Here is a 23,757-nt window from a genome sequence, read left to right as displayed (position 1 = left end):
TCCATAGTTGTATTTACCGTCTCGACGATCTCGCCGCCCAACTTCCACTGCTCCCGCCGCACGTCCCACGCCTCCTCGGGGTTGAACGGAATACCCAGTACCGTCGCCAGCATCGAGGCCGCCAGATCTTCCGCATAGTCCCCAGCCGTCTGCGCCAACCAGCCGTACGCATGGTGCTCCGAGATATAGCCGTAGTGATCCGGATCGTTCGGTATCGCCAGCCCGATCGAAGCCGCGACCCGCCGGCTCGGCTCGTTCGTCGCCGCCTCCGCCAGCACGCTGAACACAATCTGACCGGGCCGGAGCAGCCCCGCCCCCTCCTCCCGATCCACTACCTGGCAATGCGGCGGAAAAATGCTCGAGACCCGCGCCAGGTTGAAACGGGCGATCTGCGCGTCCCGCAACGCCATCTCGAAGCTGGTCAGCTTCTCGCGATGCACCCCCAGGCCTTTCGTGAGAAAGACCCGGCTCGGGACGAACCGCTCCGTGGTGAAGACCATGGGCGCGGTATTATAGAGTCTCGATAGGGCAGGTCAACCCCTCCCACTCCAGCTTCCGGCCCGCCGCCTGACACTCCGCGCACAAGCCGTAGATCTCGAGACGATACCGCGATGGTAGGAACCCCTGCCGCGCCGCCGCCTCCTGCTGCACCCGCACCAGCTCCGGACTCTGAATCTCACGCACGGCCCCACACTCCGTGCAGATCAGGTGCTCGTGCACCGGCATCTGCCCAAACAGATGCTCGTACCGCTTGAATCCCTCGCCAAAATCATGCTCCGCAACCAGCCCGCTCCGCACCAGCATCTCGAGCGTCCGGTAAATCGTCGCCTTCCCGATCCGCTCCCCCCGATCCCGCAGCCGCGACTCGATCTCCTCCACCGACAGATGCTCCGACGAGTCGAACACCACCTCGGCAATCACTTCCCGCTGCTGCGTCACCGGCAGCCCCTGATCTCGCAGGTAGCGGCGGAAAAGGTGCACGAAACCCATGGCTGCCTCCAACTGCAGTTCTTATCAACAATGATTATTAATAGCGAATCGCTACCCGCCTGGCAACCTCAGGGGAGAGGTGAGTCAGCGAGCCGTGAGTCGAACAGCGCGGCCCAGCGGCGCGGGTCGCCCTGGATGTTTGCCAGTCGAGGCGGGGGTGCGGCGTCCTGGTCATCGAGGCGACGGAGCACGCCGTCCATCAGGCGGCTGATGCGATCGGCGGGCGCGGAGCCGTGCTCGGTGACGGTTTCCTGGATGGTGGGGTTGCCGTGCGCGTCGTGGCGGAGCATGTAGTGGGCGGTGAAGACGCGGCGGCGTTCGCCGCGGCCGTCGAATGCCGCGATCACGACGAGGGCGCTCTGCGCGTTTCCCACGCGGCGCGGCGGGAAGATCCAGAGCTGGTCGAGCGCCGCGATGGCGAAGCGCTGGGCGAGCCCTTCCAGGAACTTCAGCAACGGTGGATCGGTCATGCCGGCTGGAAGTTAGCTGCGCGGGTGCGGCGGCTCAAGCGTCCGGAGGGTGGAGCGGGCGACCTCGAGCACCTGGGAGCGGGTGGCCTCGAGTGGCCCGGCGATGAGAGCGCCGGCGGCCTTGACGTGTCCGCCGCCGCCGAATTGGCGGGCCAGGGCGTTGACGTCGACATCGCCGCTCGAGCGGAAGGACACCTTGGTGGCGCCGTTGGCGGTCTCGCGGAAGAGGAGGGCGAGCTCGGTGCCCTCGAGGGAGCGGGCGTACTCGACAACGCCCTCGAGGTCCTCGGCGGATGCGCCGAGCTTCTGCATGGCGCTGGCGGGAATGGTGATCCAGGTGATGGGCAGCTCGGGGTCGACTTCCAGCCGTTCCAGGGCCACGCGCAGGAGTTGCAGCCGTCGCAGCGGGAAGGTGGCGAAGAGGCGGCGGTACGCGCCTTCAGCATCCACGCCGCGGCGCATGAGGTCGGCGGCGACGACGTGGGCGCGGGGCGTGGTATTGGAGAAGCGGAACGATCCCGTGTCGGTGACGATGGCGGCGTAGAGACCCTCGACCGTACTGTTGGGCCAGGGATCGGCCGTGCCGGCGATGATCAGGAGATCGTAGATGAGCTCGCCGGTGGCGCAGGCTGTCGGGTCCCGGAGTCCCGCGCCCGCAAACCCGGGCTCGACCGGCGGGTGGTGATCGATCACAATGACGGGCCGGTCACGGAAGGCCTTGGCGACGCGCCCCAGGCGGTTGGGCTCACCCGTGTCCACCACCAGGAACAGGTCGGCCGCTTCCAGTGCGGCGCTGCTCTGCTCGTCAGCCGGATCCAGCACCTGCTGGGCGTCGTGCAGCAGGTAGCGGTAGAGCTGGGGGAAGGGCGTGGGGTTCACGATGCGGACGTCTTTGCCCAGGCTGGTCAGCCAGGCGGCCAGGGCGGCCTCACACCCCGCACCATCGCCGTCCGCGTTGACGTGCGTGGTGAGCACCGGGCGCTGGGACTGTTCCAGCGCCTGGAACACGCGGGCCAGCGCCTCGCGCCGATGTGGCGGAACCGCGGCCAGGCCCGCGGCGTCATTGGTGACGGAAGCGCCGCTCACAACGGCGCCGAGGATAGGGGTGGCGGAGGGGGAAGTCAAGCGCGCGAGCGGCGGAGCCGCACCTTGTGAACCTTGGCGTAAGTCGAAGCCAGGTGGACCGCCCAGGAAGAGAAGTGGCCGTGCACCTTGCCCCGCCTCAATGCGGCCAGAAATGCGCCGGGGTCGTCGCTGAAGGGCGGGACCTCGACGAACGCGCGTCCGACCTCGCGCAGGGTATGCGCATCGGAGCCCGCGCCCAGCGGCACGCCGTAGCTGCACGCCCAGGCCACGGCCCGTTCGTTCAGGTGTTGGAAGTGGATGCGAGCGTTGAAGCCCTCGACGGCGTCCACCAGGTCATGGATCTCAGAGAGCAGCCTGTCGCCGCCGCCCTTGCCCCCTGCGTAGGGGTGGGGCACGTAGACGATCCCGCCCTGAGCCCGGATGCGCTCGCACGTTTCCCGCGCCGGCGTGCCTCTGGCAATGCGCTCGGTGAGGTAAAGGCCGATGATGTCTGCCCCGTCGGCCGTCTTCACCTCCTCTCCCACGATCACGCGCTCCGGGTGGCGGGCCTTCAGCTCGAGCGCCGCAGCGATCTCGTTGTGATCCGTGATGCAGACGCGCTGGATGCCCCGCGCCGCGGCCGCCTCGACCACTGCGGCTGGCTCGCTCAAGCAGTCGAAGGAGGCACGCGTATGCAGGTGCATGTCCACGCGCATCGTCCGTCGGCTCAGGGGTCGCGTGCCTCGATTGCCTGCCATACTTCGGTAGCTCGAGCCTCCAGTTCCGCCAGGCTGCCCGTATTCTCGATGACGTAGTCGGCGCGCGCCCGTTTCGCGGCGGCCTCGATCTGCGCATCCACGATACGCCGGGCCTCTTCCCGCTCGAGCCCCCGCTGCCGCACCAGCCGCTCGAGCCGAAGCTCGGGCGGCGCGTCGACCAGAACGACGGCATCGAACTCGTGCTCGAGGCCGACCTCGAAGAGGAGCGGGATGTCGTGTACCACGACGCGCGCGCCGCTGCGCCCTAGTTCGGCTTCCTGCTCCGCGCGCAACCGGGCGACCGCGGGGTGCACGATCGCCTCGAGGCGCCGGCGTGCCGCAGGGTTGCGGAAGACGAGCGCGCGCAGCGCCGCACGGTCGACCTGCCCGGCTGCATCCAGGATGGCGCGCCCGAACTCTCGTATGACCTCCTCGCGGGCAGGAGCACCGGGCTCGACGGCTCTGCGCGCCAGGGCATCGGCATCGATGATGCGCGCGCCCAGCCGCTCCCACACCTGCGCCACCGAGGACTTGCCGCTCGCGATGTTGCCCGTGAGCCCAATACGCCGCATCAGCCGCTGAGTACGCGGCTGGCTTCGACGGCCTCGGTAGGGTCCACGTCGAGGGACGCTGCCTCCACCAGCGATTCCCGGCGGCGGCGCGCGGCCAGCAGCGCGGCGAGCACGAGGAGGACAAGGACCGCGCCGCCGACGGTGCCCAGCGTGCTCGCGGCCATGCGCCAGCTCTCCCCGGCGAGGTATCCGAGGGCTACGGAGCCGCCGGCCCAGCCCAGCACGCCCAGCGAGTCGTAGAGCAGGAAGCGGCCATAGGGCACGCGGCTCATTCCGGCGAACCAGGGCATGAGCGTGCGCACGAAGGAGAGAAAGCGGGCGAAGGTAATGGCCAGAGCCGAGTGCCGGCGGAACAGGCCGGCGGCCGTCATCTCGTGGCGCTGCCAGAGCCGGCCCAGAAAGCCGCCGCGAGCGGCCATGCGCGCGCCGCCGATTCGGCCGAAGACATAGCCCATCTGATCACCCAACAGCCCGCCGAAGAATGCAGCCAGGAGGATATGCTCGAGCGGGAAGAGGCCACGCTGCGCCAGGAACGCCGCCACCAGCACCGTGGCCTCCGCGGGCACGAGCAGTCCGGCGAACACGGCGGTCTCGGATAGCGCCACCACCAGCACAATCCACGGGCCGCCCGTGATCAAGAGGCGAACGAGCTCGTGGAGCAGGTTATCCATCTTCCGGGGGCCTCGTCATCCGCTCCGACCAGCGAAGGTAGCGCTCGATCTCTGCCGGCGTCGGCCCGGCTTCGGCTGGGCCGTAAGCCGTCTCGAACCGCCAGGCAAGATAATCCTCAGGCGGCAGGGGCAGGAAGGGCGGACGCCTGTACCAGTCCCGCGCCCTGAACCGCCACGCTGCCCGCAACAGGGCCGGGAAAAGGCGGGGGCGCCGCAGAAGCTGCCGCACGAACCGGAGCGTGCTGCGCGAGGGGAGCATGGCGGAAGCTGACGGAAAGTCCCATCGTTGGCAAGGCACCGGCCGCTCACACCGGCCGCTCAGGGGGGCCGACTTGGCTCAGCCTTTCGCAAGACTCTGCATCTCCGCGTGAGCCTACCTGAGACGCTCGCCACAGCTACCGTTGGCTAACTGCTGCGCAGGGTGCAGGTTGGAGTGACGCAGCGACGGAGGGACGCAGGTCGGCAGTGAAGGGCGATTCGTTCGTTGCTGCGGCGGGCGGCGCGCCCGGAATCAGCGGCGGGGCCCGCTTACGCGCACGTCATCGAGCGTGCCCAGCAGACCGTCCGGGCCCGAGGAGACCACAAAGATGGAATCTATCGTTACCTGGAGGTGCAGGAGCTGACCCCAGGGATCCTTACCTTGGCGGTCCAGCACGAAATTCTCCTTCAGGAAGTCCTGGAAGACATTGGGATGCGGCAACGTCTCACCCCGGGCGTTCCGCTCGATCAGCTTCCGCAGCACCAACTTGAGATCGTCCCGGATGAGCCAGCTCATGAAGGGGTTCATGATAGGACGGAGCAGCCGCGCCTCCACGACCGGCTCGACGCTCGAGACGACCCGCGCCCGCAGCTCCGGCGTTGCAGCCGTCACCGCAGCCGCCAACGCCAGCAGTGGGAAAAGCTTCTTGATCATGGCCCGACTCCTGGCACGCTGCACCGGGCGACGAAGCCGCGGCCGGCGGGTGCGCCGCCTCCTGCACGTAGAAAGAATCGAGCCGGCCGCGCTCTGCCCCCGTACATGTCCCGGGGAACCGCGCCATTCCGCGGCGCGTCGCGCCCCTGCCCGCCCGCCGCCCGGCGCCCCGCGGCGGGCGGGTGCCGCAAAAATTAATGGGTTTCCACATTTTTGTGGCCGCACGCTGGAGTGGCCGGGATGGGCGGGCGCGGGTATAATAGGGCAATTCCCCGGCAGGTTGCGGCGGCCGCAGGTGGGCCACCGGCCTGCGGCCGGGGCGGAGGTTCCCCCTGCTGGTCAGCGATGGCGACGAAAGCGAGAGCCGCCGGGCGGCGTGAGGTTTCCGCGGGGCTGGGTCGTGACACGCTGGTAGGCTTCTACCGCACGATGTTCACGGCGCGGCGCACCGACGACAAGGAGATCCAGCTCAAGCGGCAGAACAAGATCTTTTTCCAGATCTCGGGGGCGGGGCACGAAGCGGTGCAGGTTGCGGTGGCGCAGCACCTCCGTCCGGGGTCCGACTGGTTCTACCCATACTACCGGGACCGCGCGCTGACCCTGGCGCTGGGGGTGACGCCTTACGAGCAGTTGCTGCAGGCCGTTGGGGCGGCGGCGGACCCCGCGAGTGGCGGGCGCCAGATGCCCTCGCACTGGGGCAAGCGTGAGCTGCGCATTGTCAGTTCCTCCTCGCCCACGGGTACGCAGTTTCTGCAGGCGGTGGGTTGCGCGGAAGCCGGTTGGCGCGCAGCCGGCGAGGCGAGCCTTCGCCAGTCGATCGAGCCCTTCCGCGATGACGAGGTCGTGCTGTGCACGACGGGGGAGGGTCAGACGTCGGAGGGCGAGTTCTGGGAGGCACTGAACAGCGCCTGCAACCTGAAGCTGCCGGTTGTGTTCCTGGTCGAGGACAACGGCTACGCCATCTCTGTGCCGGTCGAGGTGAACACGGCGGGCGGCAGGATCAGCCGCCTGCTCTCGGGCTTCCCCAACCTGTATGTCGAGGAAGTGGACGGCTGCGACGTCCTGGCGAGCCACCAAGCCGCCGGGCGGGCCGTCGCCTACTGCCGCGAGCGTCGAGGGCCGGCGCTGCTCTGGGCGCGCGTCATCCGCCCGTACTCGCATTCCATGTCGGATGATGAGCGCATGTACCGGCCGGAAGGGGAGCGGGAGGAAGAGGCGCGGCGCGACCCGATCCCCAATTTCCGGCGCTGGCTGATCGAGGAGGGGGTGGTCTCGGCCGAGGAGCTGGACGAGCTCGAGCGGGAGGTGCTGGCGGAAATCCAGGAGGCGGCGGACCGGGCGCTGGCCCAGCCGCAGCCGGCCAAGGACACGGCGCTGCTGTACCTCTACTCGCCGGACGTGGACCCCACGGCGGAGCAATTCGACACCGAGGACGACCCCCACTTCGAGGGGGACGAGACGACGATGGTCGACCTGCTCAACGCCTGCCTGCGCGATGAGATGGAGCGGGACCCGCTCCTGGTGGTGTTCGGCGAGGACGTGGCCGATGCCAGCCGCGAGGCGGTGCTCGGGGACTGCAAGGGAAAGGGCGGCGTCTTCAAAGTTACGTGGGGGCTGCAACGTCGCTTCGGCGCGACGCGCGTATTCAACTCACCGCTGGCGGAAGCGAACATCGTGGGTCGCGCCATCGGCATGGCGACCCGCGGCCTCAAGCCGGTGGTCGAGATCCAGTTCTTCGATTACATCTGGCCGGCCATGATGCAGATCCGGGACGAGCTGGCCACCATGCGCTACCGTTCCGCCAATAGCTGGAGCTGCCCGGTCGTGATCCGGGCGGCATACGGCGGCTACCTGCGCGGGGGCGCGATCTATCATTCACAGACGGGGGAGACGCTGTTCACGCACACGCCCGGGCTGCGCGTGGTCCTGCCCGCCACTGCGCTGGACGCCAACGGATTGCTGCGCACGGCGATCCGCTGCGATGACCCGGTGATCTTCCTCGAGCACAAGCACCTCTATCGCCAGGTCTACAACAAGGGGCGCTACCCGGGGCCCAACTTCATGATCCCGTTGGGCAAGGCGGCGGTGGTGCGGCCTGGCACGGACCTGACGGTCATCACCTGCGGGGCGGTAGTGAAGCGCTCGCTGGACGCGGCCCGAATGGCGGAGGAGCAGGGCATCGACGTCGAGGTGATCGATCTGCGCTCGCTGCATCCGCTGGACATGACAACCATCGCGGAGTCCGTAAAGAAGACCAACAAGGTGGTCATAGCGCACGAGGACGCGCTTTCCTGGGGGATTGGCGCCGAAATCGCCGCCCGCATAGTGGGCGAGCTGTTCGAGTGGCTGGACGCGCCGGTCCGGCGAGTCGCCTCGCTGGACACCTGGGTGGCGTACGCGCCGCAGCTCGAGGAGGCGATCCTGCCCGACGCGGAGGACGTCCTGAGCGCGATCCTGGAGCTGCAGCGCTACTGACCGGCAGTGTGCTGGCGCGCGCAGGCCGCCAGGGCCGCGCCGGGCCTCACTGCCGGAGCCGGATCCGATGCGCGCGCCCACGCACGACACCGTGACGGCAGCCGCGAATGACGGCGCCCATCCTGACCGATCCGGTTATGGCTCTTGACGGTATTCGCCCGGATTCGGTGAATTCGTGCCGTGTAGCAGGCCGCCAAGCCCTGGCGTATTGGGCGAAAGGGGCGGCGGCATGCCTGGTCGGGCCACATGAAAGAGGGAAACCTGGTCCGACGTTTGGCGATCGGGGCGCAACTTCTGTGCGACCTCTGCGGCGCCAGGTGGAGGGGAGGGAGGAGGGTGCTAGCGGATCTCGAAGCCGGTCGCGCGCTCCGCCGCCTGTCCCGTGTTCAGATCGATGACCCTGAGCCGCACCGTGTGCGGCCCCAGCCGCGCCCGGGCCAGCCGCAGTTCGAGCCGCTGCACCGTGGGCTGCCTGGCCGGCGCCGTGCGCTCGAGCTCGAGCATCAGGCTCGCAGCCTCGCCGGCGCCTGCCTGCGCCAGGCGCAGCGGCACGGGAATGCCATTCGGGTCGGCGACTTCGACCTGCACGCGGTAGTGCCCGCTATCGCCGGCCTCCGGCCGCAGGTTGTGCACGGCCCATGCTAGCGACAGGCCGCCCGCCGCATCCCCTCGAGCGCTCACTCCGGAAAGGGCTAGCGGCGCCCCGAGCTCTGCCGCGACGCCGGCACGCCGCAGGAGTTCGCGGACCCGGCCATACGCCGCGAGCACCTCCTCGTCGCCGGGGTTGCCGCGCAGCGCGCGCTGCAGCGCTTGCCACGCCTCGTCGCGCCCGGCAGGGGAGCCCTCGGCCTGTACGGCGAGCAGGAGCGCGAGCTCACGCCAGGCAGAGGCGTCGTCCGGCGCTGCCGCGACGCGCGATCGCAGCGCCGCCAGCGCGGCCGCGGTGTCGCCCTCGAGTGCCAGCCTGGCCGCTGCCAGCGCTTCGCCCGATGGCGAAGTCCGCGGCGGGGACTGTGGCAGCGCCGCCGTGGGCGGCGGCCGCGGCCTGACCCAGTCGAAGACGTACTCGACGCCGGCGCGCAAGCTCGGGTAGTGGGCGGTAAAGGCGCGATACAGGAAGACCGGCGCGCGGCCGGTCAGGCGGCGCACGTCCGCGCGCTCCTGCGCTTCGAGCTGCGAGGTAGCGACGGGCACGACCTGGTCGTGGATGGCAAAGCGGAGCAGCAGCCTGCGCCCGACCGGTACCCGGGCGCCGACGCCCAGCGCCACGCCCCAGGCAAACCATTCCCGTTCGGTCCAGTCGAGGCGTTGGGTGTCCGGAGCGCCGGCAGCGCGCGCAAAGGCGTCGCGGTGCCCGCCCGAGAGATCAATCCGCTGGTGCACGAGCGCGGGCGCCACCACGTACTCGACCACGCCGTTTCCCCTGGCCCACCTGCCGAGCTGCACTACCAGTCCCGCTTCGAGCGACCACATGCTGACGGCGCGCTCGATCACCTGGGGCGCCTCCTGCCCGCCGGCGAAGTGCGCCCGTGTCTGTGCGCTCATCTGCTGATAGGTCACGAAGCTGCCGAACAGCGACTCCGGCCGGTAGCGGAAGGACAGGCGACCCGCAGGCGCCAGCTCGGCGCGCTCGGTGTAGCGGGTGCTGAGGACGACCGAGTCCGCGTCCAGGCGCGCAGTGATCCGCTCGTCATAGATGGTGGCCGGAAGCTGCGCCCCGAGCTCGAGCGCGACGGACCAGCGGGGGAGGCGGCTGCCCTGGGCCTGCGCCGCAGAGGTGAGGCCGGCGGCCGCCATGCCGGTGCCGAGGAGCACGCCGCCGAGGCGGACCCACCGAGATGCGCCCCTCATACCAGTTGCTGCAGCAAGGAGATGACCCGATCCAACTCCTGCGGCGAGTTGTAGATATGCGGGGAAAGGCGCATCCAGCCGTAGTCATATTCGCCGATCACCCGCGTCCTGATGTTCCCCAGCTCCGCCAGCCGGCGCTGCAGCTCCAGGGCGGTCACGCCCTGCACGGCAAAGGAAACCATCCCGGCGACGAGGTCCCCGTCCGCCGGCGAGACAACCTGCAGGCGTGGCAGCCCCACGAGCTGCTGCGCGAGATGCTGCCGCAGTTCGCGGATGCGCGCCTGGATGAGCTCCGGCCCGATCGTCTCCTGGAACTCGAGAGCGGCCTCGAGCCCGGCCAGCCGCGACTCGTCCATGGTGCCCAGGTGATTGAAGCGCTGCGCGCCCAGCCGCCGGTCGTTCCAGCCCTCCGAGGCGATGGTGGGCCAGAGCCGCTCCCGCCAGTCCTCCCGGATGTAGAGGAACCCCGTACCCTGGGGCGCGAGCAGCCATTTATGCGGCGAGGACGCGTAGAAGTCCGGGTCCATGCGCTCCAGGTCGACGGGGATCAGCCCGGGCGGGTGGGCGCCGTCTATGACGGAGACGATGCCTTTGCTCCGGCAAAGCTGCACGATCTCCCCTACCGGCAACACCAGCCCGGTCGTGAACGTGAGGTGGGACACGGACACGACGCGGGTGCGCCGGGTCAGCGCAGCCTCGATCCGCTCGAGCACTTCCGCGGCACTCGCGGGGGGCACGGGGAGCGAGAGCTGGCGCAGTCGGACGCCCCGCCGCGCGGCGAGGAGCTGCCAGCAGCTCAGGCCGCCTACGTGCTCGTGATCCGTCGTCACCACCTCGTCGCCAGCCCTGAGCTCGAGCCCCTGGGCCACGAAGCTCATACCTTCCGTCGTGTTGCGCGGGAAGACGAGCCCGGCGGGATCGCAGTTCACGAAGTGGCCGAGTCGCTCCTTCAGCCGGTCCCACGCCACGCCGGGTGGCAGCGTCATGGCGACCCGGCGCGCGTGCTGCTCCACGGCCTCCACGACAGTGCGCGGCTGCGGCCCCAGGGTCCCGACGTTCAGGTAGATGCGGTCGCGGGGGATGAGAAAGGCCTCGCGGACGAGCCTCCAGAACTGCTCCCCTGCCGTGGACCCGCGGACCGGCGGCGGCACGGGCAGCGGCTCCTGCGACCGGGGCCAGGCGAGGATGGCCGCTGCACCGCCGCTGAGCTGCTTCAGGAACTGGCGCCGGCCGGTGTGGCGTTCCACTGATCGACAGTCGAGGGGGCTCCGCATGGTCCGATGATGGACCCGCCCCGGGGCACGGCGCAAGGCTGGCCGACAACCATGCGGCTGCCCTAGGTTGGGGACGAGATGGGTTCTACGCTTCGCTTCTTACGGCAGTATTTGCGGCCGCGGCCCGGCACGGTCGAGGCGCTGGAGACCGTTTACCGCAGGAATGGGGAAAGCCTGCCGGCCACACTGTACCGCCCGGTCTCGGCGCGCCGGCCGCTCCCCGGCTGGGTCGTACTGCACGGGCTCACGTATCAGGGCCGCCAGCACCCGGAGCTGGAGCGGTTCGTGCGCGCTGTCGCGACGAGTGGCGCCGTGGTGCTCGTTCCTGAGATCCCGGAATGGCGCGCATTGCGGGTGGCGCCGGCGGTCACCGTGCCCACCATCCAGGCCGCCGTGTTTGCGCTGGCCGAACGAGGGGAGGTCGAAGCGGGGCGCACGGGGCTCTTCGGCTTCTCGTTCGGCGCGACCCAGGCCCTGGTCGCGGCCGCGGCGGACCCCCGTCTCGCCGGGCACCTGCGGGGGATTGCCGCGTGGGGCGGCTATGCGGACATCCACAACCTGTTCTGCTTCGGCATCACGGGCGAGCACGAACTGGACGGCGTGCGTTATTTCGCGCCGCCCGATCCCTACGGCCGCTGGATCATGGCAGGCAACTACCTGACCGGCATGCGGGGTCACGAGGGCGACGAGGACCTCGCAGGTGCCGTGCACGAGCTGGCGCTCGAGGCGGGCCGGCGCTGGGTGTATGCCTGGAGCCCGGCCCTGGACGCGTGCAAGCGGGAAGCGCGCGCGCGGCTGACGCCACGGCAGCAGGAGCTGTTCGACATCCTGGCGCCGCCCTCGGACTCGACCCCGGCACCCGCGGAGCGCGCACGCGGTCTGGCATTCGAGCTCGCGGACGCGGCACTGCGCAAAGATCCGCTGCTCGACCCCGCGCCCTTCCTGCCCGCTGTCGCGGTGCGTACGGAGCTCGCCCACGGCCGGGACGACCGGCTGGTCCCGTTTACGGAAAGCCTGCGGCTCCGGCGCGCGCTGCCCACGCGCATCGCGCGCGGTTGCACGATCACCTCCCTGTTCGCTCATTCCGGCGGCGCTCGACATGATCTCGGCCCTGGGGGATTGTCTAGTGAAGCCCTCCGTTTCCTGCGCCTGCTCCATCGGATTCTGGATTTGGTCTAGGCCGCGCACTATCTTTCGGCCGCCGCCCGGCGCTCGAGCTCCGCTCCGAGGTTGGTGGACGAGGCTGGGGCAGCATCAGGCGGAAGCATGAAACCATGGCTTCCGCGCCGGGTACGGAGCAGGCAGTCACCCCCGCGAGCCAGGTCGGCGGGTTTCGTTTCATCAACAAAAGCCGTCTAGCAGAGCTGCCGATGGACTCCTCCGCCATCCCGGTCTTCCTGGCCGGGCCGTTCCCCGTGCTGCACACGGCCAGACTGCAGCGGCAGGCGGGCGAAGTCGAACTGGACGTTGCTCTGCTGATCGGCGGCCTGCCCACGATTCTGGCGGCCACCAGCTTTCCGCTGGACGAGACCTGGGACCGCATTGACCGGGCGCTGGCGAGCGGTGAGGCGCGGCTCGGCGTGGCTGGCGTGCGGCAGCAGGCGGAATCCGGAGACGGCAACTCCGGGGTGTACCCCTCCGCTTATGTCGGCGTGCAGTGCGCCAACGGTGAGCGGCTGGTGCTGGCCCACATCCGCGGACCGGACCCGAACCAGGAGCCGGACGCTTACGCCCGCGAGGTGTTCCATGCCATCCTGCAGGGCCAGACGCCCGCCGAGCTGGGCGAGTTCGTCGACGACTGAAGCGGCCTGCCGAGTAGCTGACTTCACGAATGCTGCGGCATTCCACCGTGCTGTGAACTCGACCCCTAGCCTGCCTGCTGCGTCTGCAGTACCTCGCGGACCTTGCGCGCCAGCAGTTCCGGCGTAAACGGCTTCTCGAGAAACGAGATTCCCGCTTCCAACACTCCGCGGTGCACGATTTCGTGCTCCGTGTAGCCGGAAGTGTAGAGCACTCGAATCTCGGGCCGGACCACGGAAATGCGCCGTGCCAGCTCCGGCCCGCTGATGGTGGGCATGACGACATCGGTCAACAGGAGGTGGATGGGACCTGCGTACTGGGAAGCCGTGCGCAGCGCCTCCGTCTCGCTGCGCGCCTCGAGCACGAGGTAACCGCGCTTCATCAGGACCTTGCGCACCAGCCCGCGCACCGCCTCCTCGTCCTCGACCACCAGCACGGTCTCGAGGCCCTGGGCACTCCCCACCAGCTCACTCGCGGCCTGCGCCGGCTCCGCCGCCTCCTCGACCTGCGGCAAATAAATGTGGAACGTCGTGCCCTGGCCAGGCCGGCTTTCCACGTGAATGTGGCCGCCGCTCTGCTTCACAATGCCGTACACCGTCGAGAGGCCCAGCCCCGTCCCCTTGCCGTGCTCCTTGGTCGTGAAGAATGGCTCGAACATGTGGGAGAGGGTGACCTCGTCCATGCCAGACCCGGTGTCGCTGACCGCGAGCTCGACATAGCGGCCGGGCTCCATGTCTTCCGCTGGGGCCGCCTCTGCCATTACTTCGACATTCGCCGTGCGCACGGCGAACCGGCCGCCCTTGGGCATGGCGTCTCGCGAATTCACGGCCAGGTTCATCAACACGTGTTCCATCTGCCCGGGATCCGCCTTCACGCGCCACAGCTCGGGCTCGAGTGCATTGCTCAGCTCGACGCCCTCCCCCACGAAGTGGCGCAGCATCCGTTCGATCCCCCGTACCACCGAATTCAGGTCCAGCACCTTCGGGCGCAGGACCTGACGCCGGCTGAATGCCAGGAGCTGGCGAGTCAGCGAGGCCGCACGATCCGCCGAACGCCGGATCTCCTCCAGGTCCTGGGCCGCACGAGCCCCTGCCGGCAACTCGTCCAGCAGCAGGTCGGCGTGACCTTTGATGGTCGTGAGGAGATTGTTGAAGTCGTGCGCGATCCCGCCCGCCAGTCTGCCCACGGCCTCCATCATCTCCGCCTGTGAGACCTGCTCCTCCAGCTCCTTCCGCTCGGTCAGGTCCGAGGAAACCAGAACCGTGCCCACCACCTCGCCGTCCTCGCGGATGGGCGCCCACGTGACCAGCGCCGGGAAGATGCTCCCATCCCGGCGCTGCACCAGCAACTCGCCCGACCAGCTCTCCCCAGCTTTCAGTCGGGAAATGACCTGATTCACATGCTCCCGGCTCATGTGCGCGGGGATGATCTCGAGCGCGCTCTGCCCCAGCACATCGGCCGTTGCCCAGCCGTACATCAACTCGGCAAAACGGTTGAAATAGGTGATCCGGCAGTCGAGGTCCGTAGCCACAACTGCCTCGGCTACGGCGTCCACCAGCCGCGCGTAGAAGCGCGCGTCCCCTAGCGACTGCCGCCGGCCGGCGGCCTGCCCCGGTACCTCCTCCATCAGCAAGACATCCGCCGGCGCCCGCCGGAGGCGATCCAGCGCGGCAACCGCGTCGGGCACGGCTTCGACCTCGAACCCTGCCGTAGCAGGGGCCGAACTCAACGCCTCCTGAATGGAGTGGAGCACCTCTGCATCCTCCGCGACCACCAGCACTTTCACCGATTCGATGCCCATGGGACCTCCGCGGCTCCGCCGCCGAGCTCAGGAGCTAACAATGCAACACAGTTATCTTCAAGCGCTATGACCATGTGCCCCGCCCCGATCCGCTCCAGCGCGCCAGCGTCCAGATGGCTGCGATCGCGCTCCGGGCCCCCGCCAGCCCGGCCGCGATCGCGGGCCCCAGCACGGTGCCCTCCCCTGCCCGCACCCGATCCACCGCCGACAGCGGCGCCGACTCCGGGTCGCCGCCTGCATCCGCCAGCGCCACCGCCAGATGGTCCACGGCATCCGCCGCCGCCAGCACCTGCGCCAGCAGGGGAATCGCATCACCCGACAGCCCGTCCGGGCCGCCCCTCCCGTCCCACCGCTCGTGCATGTGCCGAACGGCCTGCACTACCTCGACCTCGATCCCCAGCTCCACCAGGAAACGCGCACCCTGCTCGGCCAGCTCTGTACGGTCCGCTGCCGGACCCCATAGTCGCCCTACCTCGTGCGCACGAGCCGCCATTTCCAGCTTCGAGCGGTCCAGCCCCGGGAGTGATGCGGAAAGCGCCGACAGCAGCGCACCCCCAACCTGCGCCACCCGGAATCCGTGCTCCGGGCCGGCACCCGAACGCTCGTCCGCCAAACGCAGCCAGGCCGGAGCAATCAACCCTCCCCCCAAATCCCGGTCGCCCCGGCCACCTACCCCAGCCGCGCCACTCAGCCCCGCCCCCCGCGTCAACGCCTGCGTTGTCTCCGCCAACTCGAGGCGCGTCAACGCCTGACCAATCGCCGCGTCCAGCTCGAAGAACTCGAAGGGCTTCAGCAGATACCCGACCGGGCCGTTCCGCAGCACCGCCCGCGCCAGCGCCTCGTCGCTGTCCCCCGTGATGACCACGATCGGCTGCAGCGGCGACCGCGCCAACAACAGATGCGCCAGGTCCACCCCCGAAAGACCCGGCAAATGCACATCCGTCACCACCACGTCGTAGCTTTCCCGGTTCGCCCGGAGCAGCACCTCCTCCGCACTCTCCGCCTGCATGACCTCATAGCCGCGCCGCCGCAGATGCTGCGCTATCACCACCCGCACGGCAGGATCATCGTCCACCAGCAGAATCCGCCGCCGCTGCGCCCCAGCCTGCGTCGCCGCTGCCATTCCCTGCCTCGCCGAAAAAGTCCAGAGCCCCCTTAGTGGTCGAATCCGCAAGGACGGCCGCATTCGGCCGTACTTACGAACTCGACCACTTAGCCTCTGCGTACCCAGGCGAAACCCGTACCGGAACGGGCGGAAGCCCGAAACTCGTTGCTAACACAAAGGTTGGCTGCTAAGGCCCAGCCGCGCTCCACTCCCATGCAGCGTGCAGCTTCTTGACACCCGCCCGGCGCGGCGAGCAACTTCTGCGCGTATCCCCGGTCTTTTGCGGCCATCTGCCAAGAATCCAGCCACTGTCTGGGAATCTGACAATCCGCAGGACGACGAGATCGTAGGCAGTTTGTGGTTGGCGGGGATGGTGGCGGATGCGCGCTTTGGCGAGACGTGGCGGGCCTGGTGGCTGGGCGACCTGATCGGCGACCTGGTGGATCTGGCGGCCCTCGAGGCCGGCCGGCTCTCGTTCGAAACGCGCCCTGAATCTGCGGAGACGCTGATCCGGGAGACCGAGGAGCTAGCGGCGAGGCGGAGAGCTGAACGTGGGGGATGGGCCGGCTGGGACTCGAACCCAGGACCATGGGCTTAAAAGGCGCGATCCGGGCGCCGGCCCGGCGACGGTTGACCAAGAAAATCAACAACTTACGGCATCGGAGCGCTGGTGGGCGCTGGCTGGCGCTAGTGGGTTTTGGAACTCAGTTAGGAACTTCGTGTGACGGGACGCGGTCAGGGACTCGTCAGAAACGTGGCGCTGTACGTGTGGCCAACAACGGGCGCGATTCGCGCGTGATCGGGATCCCGGGTCAGCAAGACGACGCCGCGCCGCCGGCACGAGACGGCGATCATCACATCGTTCCAGAAGTTGCGGCGCTCGAGTTCAGGATGGACGCCCCGTTGCTCGGACATCCTCCGGATGGCGTCGCCTGCGGCTAGCAGGTCCGCTAGGTCAGGAACGATCACGCGTTGCGGCTTGAACGGGTCGATGAACCGCTTCCGAATCGCGGCGGGCTCGCCGCGAGAACGGGCGCCCATGAGCAATTCGGCGCCCACGACCGCATGGAAATCGACCACGGCCACGAAGGCCCGCAAGAACGTCAGCACTTCGGCCGCAGCGGGCCGATCCTTAAGCACATCGATGAAGTGCTGCGTGTCCAAGACGTACCGAGGCATGGACCAGCTGAGCCCACAGCCGTGATTAGGCCGCCTCGTTGTGGTCCGGGTGACCGGGGAAGGCCCCCCGCATCCGCTCGAAGCCCTCGAGAACCGCGGCGTTCTCTGTCAGCTGGGCGAGCGCTCGGTTCACGGTGTCCGACTGGTTGCAGCCCGTGACCGCCATCGCCTGCTCGAGCAGCACCACATCGACGACAAGCTGCTTCCGACGCCGCGTCCCCTGGCGGCGCGGGCGTCCCGGTCGAGCCCCTGCTTTTCTTCCCGGTCCACTCTCGTGACCAGTGCCCGTTTTCACCTTTGACTCCTTCCCAGGTGTGTACGAAAACTGAATATAGGGTGTAAGCCCCCCACCGGGCAAGGGGCGGCTATCGGCGCTATCGGCGCTGCCGGCGCCCGTGCGACTCGCCACATATTAGACCTCACCCGATCCAGTGACCCAAGATCTTGTGTTTCTGACCCATTGACCTATCCGCCGGTGCCGTCGTGTAACAACTTGATGCAACCGGATGTGGACGAATGGGCCGGCTGGGACTCGAACCCAGGACCATGGGCTTAAAAGGCCCCTGCTCTGCCAACTGAGCTACCGGCCCCGATTCCGAAAGTTAGCCGAAAACCGCCGCGGCTTCAACCGCTGTTGGATCGCCTCACTCCCCTTCCGTTTCCCTGAGATCGAGTTTCCCGCCGTGCTGGGCGATGCGGTGGCCGACCTCTGCACCCGCCACGGCGGCACCCATCTGGAGCAGCAGCAGTCCCGCCGTCAGCGTGGGACTGAGGCGCTGCCACTCGAGGACGCGGAACACGCCGCTCACGGCCAGGTTCAGCAGGAACCACGCGACCAGCGAGGCCAGGCCGATGGCGACGCCGTGCAGGATGGGCGCCTCGATGGCGCGGAACCCGGTGAAGAACCCGCCCACGCCGAAGCCGAGCGTGACCGCGGCCAGCAGCCAAAGGCTGTCCGTGCCGCCGTCTCCGCGCAGCAGGCCGAGCCCGGCAAAGGCGAGGGCGATAAGGGACGCGGCGGCGGCCGAGACGAGCCATCCCGCGGCGACCCAACCGAGCCGCACGTTCTGAAGGTGTTCAGTATGCAAGTCGGCCCTCCGGGAAAGCGCCGCTAGAGCTGCAGCACGAGCTGCGCCGAGCCGAACGAGCGGCGGTGGTGCGGCGTGGGACCGAGCCGGGCGAGTGCGGCGCGGTGGTCCGCCGTGGCATACCCTGCGTTGTGCTCCCAGCCGTAGTCCGGATAGCGCGCGCTGAGCAGGTGCATCAGGTGGTCGCGCAGGACCTTGGCCACAATGGATGCGCAAGCGACGCTGTGCACGCGCCGGTCACCGTCGATCACCGCCGTGTGCTCCCACTCGAGGCCCGGTATTGGAGGGCCATCCACGATGACATGCTGCGGCCGGACGGGCAGGCGCCGGAGTGCGCGCTGCATGGCCAGGTGGGAGGCCCGCAGGATGTTCAGTCGGTCGATTTCGCGGGCGCTGGCGGCGCCGATGCCGATGCCCAGGGCGCGCTGCCGGATCTCGCCATCGAGCCGCACGCGCAACGGCGCGAGCAGCCGTTTCGAGTCGTCCACGCCGGGAATGGCGAGACCTGGCGGCAGGATCACGGCGGCGGCGAGCACGGGGCCGGCGAGCGGCCCGCGGCCGGTCTCGTCGACGCCGGCGACCAGGCGCAGGCCGCGGCCCCACAACTCCTTTTCCAGCGCCAGCAGCCGAGCGAGCCGGCGCCGTTCGGCGCGGCGCCGTGCCGCCAGGCGACGCCCGGCCGCGCGCGTGGCCCGCCGTCCGCGCGCCATAGTGCAGCCGGCTTCAGGCTTGCCCCTTCTCCCGGATGCGCGCGGCCTTGCCGCGCAGGCGTCGCAGGTAGTAGAGCTTGGCGCGGCGCACGCGCCCCTGGCGCACGACCTTGATCGAGTCGATCGAGGGGGAGTGGATGGGGAAGATGCGCTCGACGCCGACGCCGCCCGAAACCTTGCGCACCGTGAACGTCTCGCTCACGCCGCCGCCCTTGCGGGCTATGCACACGCCCTCGAACGCCTGCAGCCGCTCCTTCTCGCCCTCGCGCACGCGCACGTTCACGCGGATCGTGTCGCCCGGGTCGAAAGCCGGGAGGTCGTCCCGAAGCTGCTCCCGCTGGACCTGCTGTAAAGTATCCATAACGTCTCCTGACGTGTTGGTCCGGGTGTAGCCCGCCTTAGTGGTCGAATCCGCAAACACGGCCGCACTTACGAACTCGACCACTTAGTGGTTCAATCCCTCGTCGTGCGTGCGCATGCCCTGTTGCCACAGCTCGGGGCGACGCTCACGCGTCAGCCGCTCCGCCTGCTCGCGCCGCCACGCCTCGATCTGCGCGTGATCGCCCGAGAGCAGCACCTCGGGGACGCGGTGCCCGCGATACTCGGCGGGGCGGGTGTAGGAGGGCGGACTGAGCAGGCCCTCCTCGTAAAACGAGTCGGTCGCCGCCGACTCGTGCGTACCCAGTGCGCCCGGCAGCAGCCGGACCACGGCATCGGCTACGGCCAGTGCGGCGATCTCGCCGCCGCTGAGCACGAAGTCGCCCAGCGACAGCTCCTCCGTCGCCAGGTGATCGGCCACGCGCTGGTCCACGTCCTTGTAGTGGCCGCAGAGCAGCGTCAGCTCCGGCGCCACTGCGAAGCGGACGGCGTCCCCGTGGCGGAACGGCCGGCCGCGTGCCGAGAGCAGCACAATCGGGCCGGTGGGATCCAGCGCGTCCACGGCGTCAAAGAACGGCTCCGGCTTCATCACCATGCCCGCGCCACCGCCGTACGCGTAGTCATCGACCGTGCGGTGTCGGTCGGTGGCGAAGTTGCGCAGGTCCAGCACCCGGTAGCTGACCAGAGCCGCTGCGGCTGCGCGCCCGGGGATGCTGAGCGAGAGCGGCACCCCGAAGAACTCCGGGAAGATGGTCAGGAAGTTGATCCGCATCTCGCACCAACCTCCACACCCGCCGCCCCGCCCCCGCGCCCGCAGCCGCTGGGCCAGCTACGCCCGCGACTACAGCTCGAGCAGCCCCGGCGGCGGCTTGACCGTCAGCCGGCCAGCGGCCAGGTCGATCTTGCGCACGATCTGCTCGGCGAAGGGGATGAGGTGCGTCTTCCCATCCGCAGCTCGCACTTCCAGCAGGTGCGTCGGCTCGGTATCGAAGACCTCGCGTACGCGGCCCACCACCTCCCCCTCCGCCGTAACCACCTCGAGCCCCAGGAGCTGGTGGTAGAAGAGCTCACCCTCCTCGAGCGGCTCGAGCGATTCGAGCGGCGCCAGCAAATAGCGCTGCGCCAGCCGCTCCGCCTCCGTCCGCCCCTCGATCCCCTGGAACTTCACCAGCAGCCCCCGTTTGAACGGACGCGTGGACTGCACCTCGAGCACGGTCGCGTCGGGCGGCAGCTCGCCTTCCGTGGTCCCCAGCATGAGCTGGTGCCCCGGCGAGTACACGCCGGCCGGTCGGTCGGTCAGAGGCCACACAAACACCTCGCCCCTGGTGCCGTGCGGCTTCGAAATGTGACCTACCACCAGGTGCCGCGGAACGGGCGGGCTCTCCCGATCGCCGCGGCCCGCCATCACCCTACGACTCCGAAGCCTCGTCCCCGCCGCCGGCCTCTGGCTCCGCAGCCTTGCGCCGGCCACCCCCCGCGCCCCCCTTGGGCTTGGCCGCCGCCTGGGCTTCGGGCTCCGCCTTTGCCCTGGCCGCGGCCCTGGGCTTGGGCGCCGCCTTCGGCTTGGCCTCGGCCCTGGCACCCGCCGCAGCCCGTCGTGGGGCAGCAGCTTTCGGCTTCGCCGGCGCCTTCGGCTTTGCCTTCCTGGCCGGCTTGGCCTCTGCCTCGGGCGCGACCGGCCCGACCGCGGCCTCCACCGCTGCCGGCGCCGCCTCGGCCTCGAGTGCCACCTCGGCGGCGGCAACCACCTGCGCCGCCGCCTCCACGGCTGCAGCTTCCGGCTCGGCGGCCACTACCGGGGGCCCGACCGCAGCCGTAGCGAAGCCGGGGGTCCGGCGCGCCTTCCTGACCAGCGAGGCGGCCGTTTCAGTGAGCTCGGCGCCGCGGCCGACCCAGTAATCCACCTTGGAGAGGTCGACCCGCAGCTCGGCCGGCTGCGTGCGGGGGTTGTAGAACCCCACCGTGTCCAGATAGGCACTGTCCCGTGGCGTTTTGGCCTCGGCTACGACAATGCGATAGCTGGGCTGCTTCTTCCGGCCCACTCGCCGGAGTCGGATCCTAACGGGCATGGCGTTCGAGTCTTCCCCTTCAGGTTTTCGTCACGTGCTAGAACAGCCCCGGCACGCGCCGTATGGCGCCGCTGCGGCCGACCTTCACGCCTCGCATCTGCCGCATCAACTTCTGCATCTGGCGGAACTGATCGAGCAATCCCGATAGCTCGTCGAACATGTCCCGACCGGCCTGGCACTCGAAAAACCGTAGCCCAATAATTTATCCGATTTCTGCGCCTTGCTCAAGGGAAGCGGATTATCTGCTCGCGGCCGGTGCCGACGGAAACCAGGCGGATGGGGACGCCGGTCAGCTCTTCCATGCGGCGCAGGTAGTGGTGGGCGCCTTCGGGCAGGTGGGCGGGCGAGCGCGCCTCGCCGGTCGGCGTACGCCAGCCGGGCAGCGTCTCGTAGACGGGCTCGACCTGGCCGAGCACGGCCAGGTCATCGGGGAAGTCCTCGAGCGTAGTGCCGCCCGCCTGGTAGGCGGCAGCAATGCGGATCTCGTCGAGCGAATCGAGCACGTCCAGCTTGGTCAAGGCCAGACCGGTCAGGCCGTTGACGCGGGCGGCGTAGCGGACGAGGACGGCATCGAACCAGCCGCAGCGCCGGGGGCGGCCGGTGGTGGCGCCGTACTCGCCGCCGAGCTCGCGCAATTGGTCGCCCAGCTCGGGTGGCAGCTCGGTAGGCATGGGTCCGCTGCCCACGCGCGTGGTGTACGCCTTGACCACGCCGAGCACGGCGTCGATGGAGGTGGGCCCGATGCCCACGCCGGTGGCGGCGCCGGCCGCAGTGGTGGTGGACGAGGTAACGAAGGGATAGGTGCCGTGATCGATGTCCAGGAGCGCGCCCTGTGCGCCCTCGAGCAGGATGCGGGCGCCGCGGGCCAGCGCGCTGGCGATCTCGCGGCCAGTGTCGGTAATGCGCGGCAGCAGCCGGGTGCGCGCGGCCAGCACGTTCTCGACGATGCGCCAGGTTTCGAGGGGCTCGGCGCCGCCGGCGATCAGGCGTTCGTTGGCCCGCTCGGCCGCGGAGCGCACCAGGTCCTGGGCGCGGCCGAGGTAGCGCAGGTCGCCCACGCGCACGCCGCGGCGCGCCATCTTGTCCTCGTAGGCCGGGCCGATCCCCTTCCCTGTCGTGCCCAGCCGCCCCGCGCCCAGCCGCTGCTCACTGGCCTGGTCCAGGCGCTTGTGGTAGTCGAGCAGCAGATGGGCGCGCGCGCTGACCCCGACGCGGGTCTCGGCGGCGATGCCGCGCGCTTCGAGCGTGTCCAGCTCGAGGAAGAACTGCTCGGGGTCGAGCACCACGCCGTTGCCGAGGAGGCAGCGCTGCGAGGGGTGCAGGATGCCGGACGGGATCTGGTGCAGGACGAACTCCTCGCCACCCACGTGCACCGTGTGGCCGGCGTTCGGGCCGCCCTGATAGCGGGCGACGATGTCGGCCTGGGCCGCCAGCACATCGACGATTTTCCCCTTCCCCTCGTCGCCCCACTGGGCGCCGACGACCACCAGGCAACGGGCGCCGTCCATATCGGTCAGACTAGCCGGGAGCAGGTGGGGTGGCAATCGCGGCCGCAGGGCTCTGGGATCGGCGGTCAAGCCACCGAGCGCTGCTCGCGCAGGAGCTGCAGGGCGGCGGCCACCAGCGCCACGGCTGCGGCCGCGCCGGCGCCGCTCATGCGCTCGGCGCGGTCTGCCGGGCGGTGCACGCGGCGCAGCGAGCGGGCGGAGCCGCGCATGATCGTCACGGCCGCGGTTCCCGCGTCCATGAGCGGGATATGGTCCACCAGGATGCCGACGGGGAGCGGCCGGCGCGCGGCGGGCAGGCCCAGGCTGGCGGCGGCCTCGAGCAGGGCTGCGCTCAGATGGGGCGCCAGTCCGCGCCGCGGCCAGCCGTACCTCTCGATGATGGCAAAGTCCCCCGCGTCATCCAGGCCGTCCAGGTTGAGCACGCCGAAGACGGGGGGCAGCCGGCCGGCCAGTGCCCGCGCCCCCGCCAGCCCCAGCTCCTCACCGTCCGTGATGAGGAAGCCGGTGTCACCGTGCGCCCGCTCCCGGCGGGCCAGCCCCAGGAGCGCAGCCAGGCCGGACGCATTATCGAGTGCGCCAGGCGAGCTGTTCCCTGCCCAGCTCAGGAGCATCCCCAGCGCGGCGAGCGCGCCCATCCCGGCTGCGCCGAGGGTTACGGGGCTGCGGCCCCAGGCCGGGTCGATCACCGTGAGCAGTGCGGAAAGGAAGAGGGCCGCGGCAGCCAATGCCGCGGCAAGAGTGACGGCGGCTCGCACCCAGAGGGAGACGGGCTGGGCCTTGCTGTCCCGGTGCGCCATGACCAGGTAACGCGGCCTCGAGCCCGGCCGGTAGATCAGCCAGTTAGCCGTCCGGATCCGCCCCCAGGGCAGCCGGGCAATGAAGTATCGCCCCAGGATGGCAGCCAGGAGGAGTGCCGGGACGAGAGCGCCCAGCGGAACCAAGGCCGCCGCGCCGCGGCCGCCCAGGAGAAGCACGGTTGCTGCCATGATCCCGGCCAGGTACAGGAGGCCCACGGCCGGAAGCCCGAACCGGCCAGGCCAGGCGGAAAAGCTGAAGCTCAGCTCGTCCACGCGGTAACCG

26 protein-coding genes and 1 tRNA gene are annotated in these 23,757 nt (G+C 69.5%); 4 read left to right on the top strand and 23 right to left on the bottom strand.

Going from position 1 to position 23,757, the window contains the following annotated elements; translation table 11 throughout:
- The 8 genes from HY703_04415 to HY703_04380 form a co-directional block, all read right to left on the bottom strand.
- A partial coding sequence (locus HY703_04415; GenBank protein MBI4544419.1) for an arginine decarboxylase, pyruvoyl-dependent occupies nucleotides 1-500 on the bottom strand: 500 nt, incomplete at its 3' end.
- A 10-nt stretch (nucleotides 501-510) separates the two neighbouring features.
- Entirely contained in the window at nucleotides 511-990 is a 480-nt protein-coding gene (locus HY703_04410; GenBank protein ID MBI4544418.1) for a transcriptional repressor, read from the bottom strand.
- A 68-nt stretch (nucleotides 991-1,058) separates the two neighbouring features.
- Nucleotides 1,059-1,460, bottom strand: a complete 402-nt coding sequence (locus HY703_04405; GenBank protein ID MBI4544417.1) for a hypothetical protein — start codon at nucleotides 1,458-1,460, stop codon at nucleotides 1,059-1,061.
- Between the two features lie 12 nt (nucleotides 1,461-1,472).
- Entirely contained in the window at nucleotides 1,473-2,546 is a 1,074-nt protein-coding gene (locus HY703_04400; GenBank protein ID MBI4544416.1) for a bifunctional oligoribonuclease/PAP phosphatase NrnA, read from the bottom strand.
- Nucleotides 2,547-2,581: 35 nt separating this feature from the next.
- Nucleotides 2,582-3,241: a PHP domain-containing protein gene (locus tag HY703_04395; protein MBI4544415.1), complete on the bottom strand. Its 660-nt coding sequence runs from the start codon at nucleotides 3,239-3,241 to the stop codon at nucleotides 2,582-2,584.
- Nucleotides 3,242-3,252: 11 nt separating this feature from the next.
- A complete protein-coding gene (locus HY703_04390) occupies nucleotides 3,253-3,855 on the bottom strand; it encodes a dephospho-CoA kinase (protein ID MBI4544414.1) in 603 nt (200 codons plus the stop codon).
- A complete protein-coding gene (locus HY703_04385) occupies nucleotides 3,855-4,526 on the bottom strand; it encodes a DedA family protein (GenBank protein ID MBI4544413.1) in 672 nt (223 codons plus the stop codon). Before HY703_04385 ends, HY703_04390 begins: the two co-directional genes overlap by 1 nt.
- A gap of 511 nt (nucleotides 4,527-5,037) precedes the next feature.
- A complete protein-coding gene (locus HY703_04380; protein MBI4544412.1) occupies nucleotides 5,038-5,439 on the bottom strand; it encodes a hypothetical protein in 402 nt (133 codons plus the stop codon).
- A gap of 345 nt (nucleotides 5,440-5,784) precedes the next feature.
- On the opposite strand from HY703_04380, the gene HY703_04375 reads away from it, so the two are divergent.
- Nucleotides 5,785-7,914, top strand: a complete 2,130-nt coding sequence (locus HY703_04375; GenBank protein ID MBI4544411.1) for a dehydrogenase E1 component subunit alpha/beta — start codon at nucleotides 5,785-5,787, stop codon at nucleotides 7,912-7,914.
- A 339-nt stretch (nucleotides 7,915-8,253) separates the two neighbouring features.
- Here the strand turns inward: HY703_04375 and HY703_04370 are convergent, their stop codons facing one another.
- On the bottom strand, nucleotides 8,254-9,765 hold the full coding sequence (locus tag HY703_04370; GenBank protein ID MBI4544410.1) for a hypothetical protein: 1,512 nt from the start codon (nucleotides 9,763-9,765) through the stop codon (nucleotides 8,254-8,256).
- Nucleotides 9,762-11,012 (bottom strand): aminotransferase class V-fold PLP-dependent enzyme, encoded by a 1,251-nt coding sequence (locus tag HY703_04365; GenBank protein MBI4544409.1) that lies wholly within the window; start codon nucleotides 11,010-11,012, stop codon nucleotides 9,762-9,764. The genes HY703_04370 and HY703_04365 overlap by 4 nt, the downstream gene beginning before the upstream one ends.
- A gap of 105 nt (nucleotides 11,013-11,117) precedes the next feature.
- On the opposite strand from HY703_04365, the gene HY703_04360 reads away from it, so the two are divergent.
- Together HY703_04360 and HY703_04355 are read left to right on the top strand one after the other, a co-directional pair.
- Nucleotides 11,118-12,218: a hypothetical protein gene (locus HY703_04360; protein ID MBI4544408.1), complete on the top strand. Its 1,101-nt coding sequence runs from the start codon at nucleotides 11,118-11,120 to the stop codon at nucleotides 12,216-12,218.
- A gap of 191 nt (nucleotides 12,219-12,409) precedes the next feature.
- A complete protein-coding gene (locus tag HY703_04355; protein MBI4544407.1) occupies nucleotides 12,410-12,841 on the top strand; it encodes a hypothetical protein in 432 nt (143 codons plus the stop codon).
- A gap of 65 nt (nucleotides 12,842-12,906) precedes the next feature.
- Here the strand turns inward: HY703_04355 and HY703_04350 are convergent, their stop codons facing one another.
- Both HY703_04350 and HY703_04345 read right to left on the bottom strand, forming a co-directional pair.
- A complete protein-coding gene (locus HY703_04350; protein ID MBI4544406.1) occupies nucleotides 12,907-14,640 on the bottom strand; it encodes a PAS domain S-box protein in 1,734 nt (577 codons plus the stop codon).
- Between the two features lie 64 nt (nucleotides 14,641-14,704).
- Nucleotides 14,705-15,763 (bottom strand): response regulator, encoded by a 1,059-nt coding sequence (locus HY703_04345; protein MBI4544405.1) that lies wholly within the window; start codon nucleotides 15,761-15,763, stop codon nucleotides 14,705-14,707.
- Nucleotides 15,764-16,115: 352 nt separating this feature from the next.
- Between HY703_04345 and HY703_04340 the strand changes: the two genes are divergently transcribed.
- Nucleotides 16,116-16,343 (top strand): hypothetical protein, encoded by a 228-nt coding sequence (locus tag HY703_04340; protein ID MBI4544404.1) that lies wholly within the window; start codon nucleotides 16,116-16,118, stop codon nucleotides 16,341-16,343.
- Nucleotides 16,344-16,480: 137 nt separating this feature from the next.
- Here the strand turns inward: HY703_04340 and HY703_04335 are convergent, their stop codons facing one another.
- From HY703_04335 to HY703_04285, 11 genes are all read right to left on the bottom strand, one after another.
- Nucleotides 16,481-16,924, bottom strand: a complete 444-nt coding sequence (locus tag HY703_04335) for a type II toxin-antitoxin system VapC family toxin (GenBank protein ID MBI4544403.1) — start codon at nucleotides 16,922-16,924, stop codon at nucleotides 16,481-16,483.
- 25 nt (nucleotides 16,925-16,949) lie between these two features.
- Nucleotides 16,950-17,219: a hypothetical protein gene (locus HY703_04330; GenBank protein MBI4544402.1), complete on the bottom strand. Its 270-nt coding sequence runs from the start codon at nucleotides 17,217-17,219 to the stop codon at nucleotides 16,950-16,952.
- A 222-nt stretch (nucleotides 17,220-17,441) separates the two neighbouring features.
- Nucleotides 17,442-17,514 (bottom strand) — tRNA-Lys (locus HY703_04325).
- Nucleotides 17,515-17,568: 54 nt separating this feature from the next.
- Nucleotides 17,569-18,012 (bottom strand): hypothetical protein, encoded by a 444-nt coding sequence (locus tag HY703_04320; GenBank protein MBI4544401.1) that lies wholly within the window; start codon nucleotides 18,010-18,012, stop codon nucleotides 17,569-17,571.
- Nucleotides 18,013-18,035: 23 nt separating this feature from the next.
- Complete coding sequence (locus HY703_04315; GenBank protein ID MBI4544400.1) at nucleotides 18,036-18,722, bottom strand: ribonuclease HII; 687 nt, start codon at nucleotides 18,720-18,722, stop codon at nucleotides 18,036-18,038.
- Nucleotides 18,723-18,735: 13 nt separating this feature from the next.
- A complete protein-coding gene (gene rplS / locus HY703_04310) occupies nucleotides 18,736-19,083 on the bottom strand; it encodes a 50S ribosomal protein L19 (GenBank protein ID MBI4544399.1) in 348 nt (115 codons plus the stop codon).
- Nucleotides 19,084-19,167: 84 nt separating this feature from the next.
- The gene (gene trmD, locus HY703_04305; GenBank protein ID MBI4544398.1) at nucleotides 19,168-19,872 is read right to left on the bottom strand and encodes a tRNA (guanosine(37)-N1)-methyltransferase TrmD; all 705 of its coding nucleotides are present in this window, start codon (nucleotides 19,870-19,872) and stop codon (nucleotides 19,168-19,170) included.
- A gap of 69 nt (nucleotides 19,873-19,941) precedes the next feature.
- Nucleotides 19,942-20,508, bottom strand: coding sequence for a ribosome maturation factor RimM (gene rimM / locus HY703_04300; GenBank protein ID MBI4544397.1), 567 nt, complete (start codon nucleotides 20,506-20,508; stop codon nucleotides 19,942-19,944).
- Nucleotide 20,509: 1 nt separating this feature from the next.
- Nucleotides 20,510-21,169: a 30S ribosomal protein S16 gene (gene rpsP, locus HY703_04295; GenBank protein MBI4544396.1), complete on the bottom strand. Its 660-nt coding sequence runs from the start codon at nucleotides 21,167-21,169 to the stop codon at nucleotides 20,510-20,512.
- A gap of 224 nt (nucleotides 21,170-21,393) precedes the next feature.
- Entirely contained in the window at nucleotides 21,394-22,677 is a 1,284-nt protein-coding gene (locus HY703_04290) for an adenylosuccinate synthase (protein ID MBI4544395.1), read from the bottom strand.
- A gap of 65 nt (nucleotides 22,678-22,742) precedes the next feature.
- Nucleotides 22,743-23,757, bottom strand: a 1,015-nt coding sequence (locus HY703_04285) for a M28 family peptidase (protein ID MBI4544394.1), incomplete at its 5' end; no start/stop codon positions are given.

The organism is Gemmatimonadota bacterium, from assembly GCA_016209965.1.
GTDB lineage: Bacteria > Gemmatimonadota > Gemmatimonadetes > Longimicrobiales > RSA9 > JACQVE01.
This window is presented reverse-complemented; position numbering and strand designations above follow the sequence as displayed.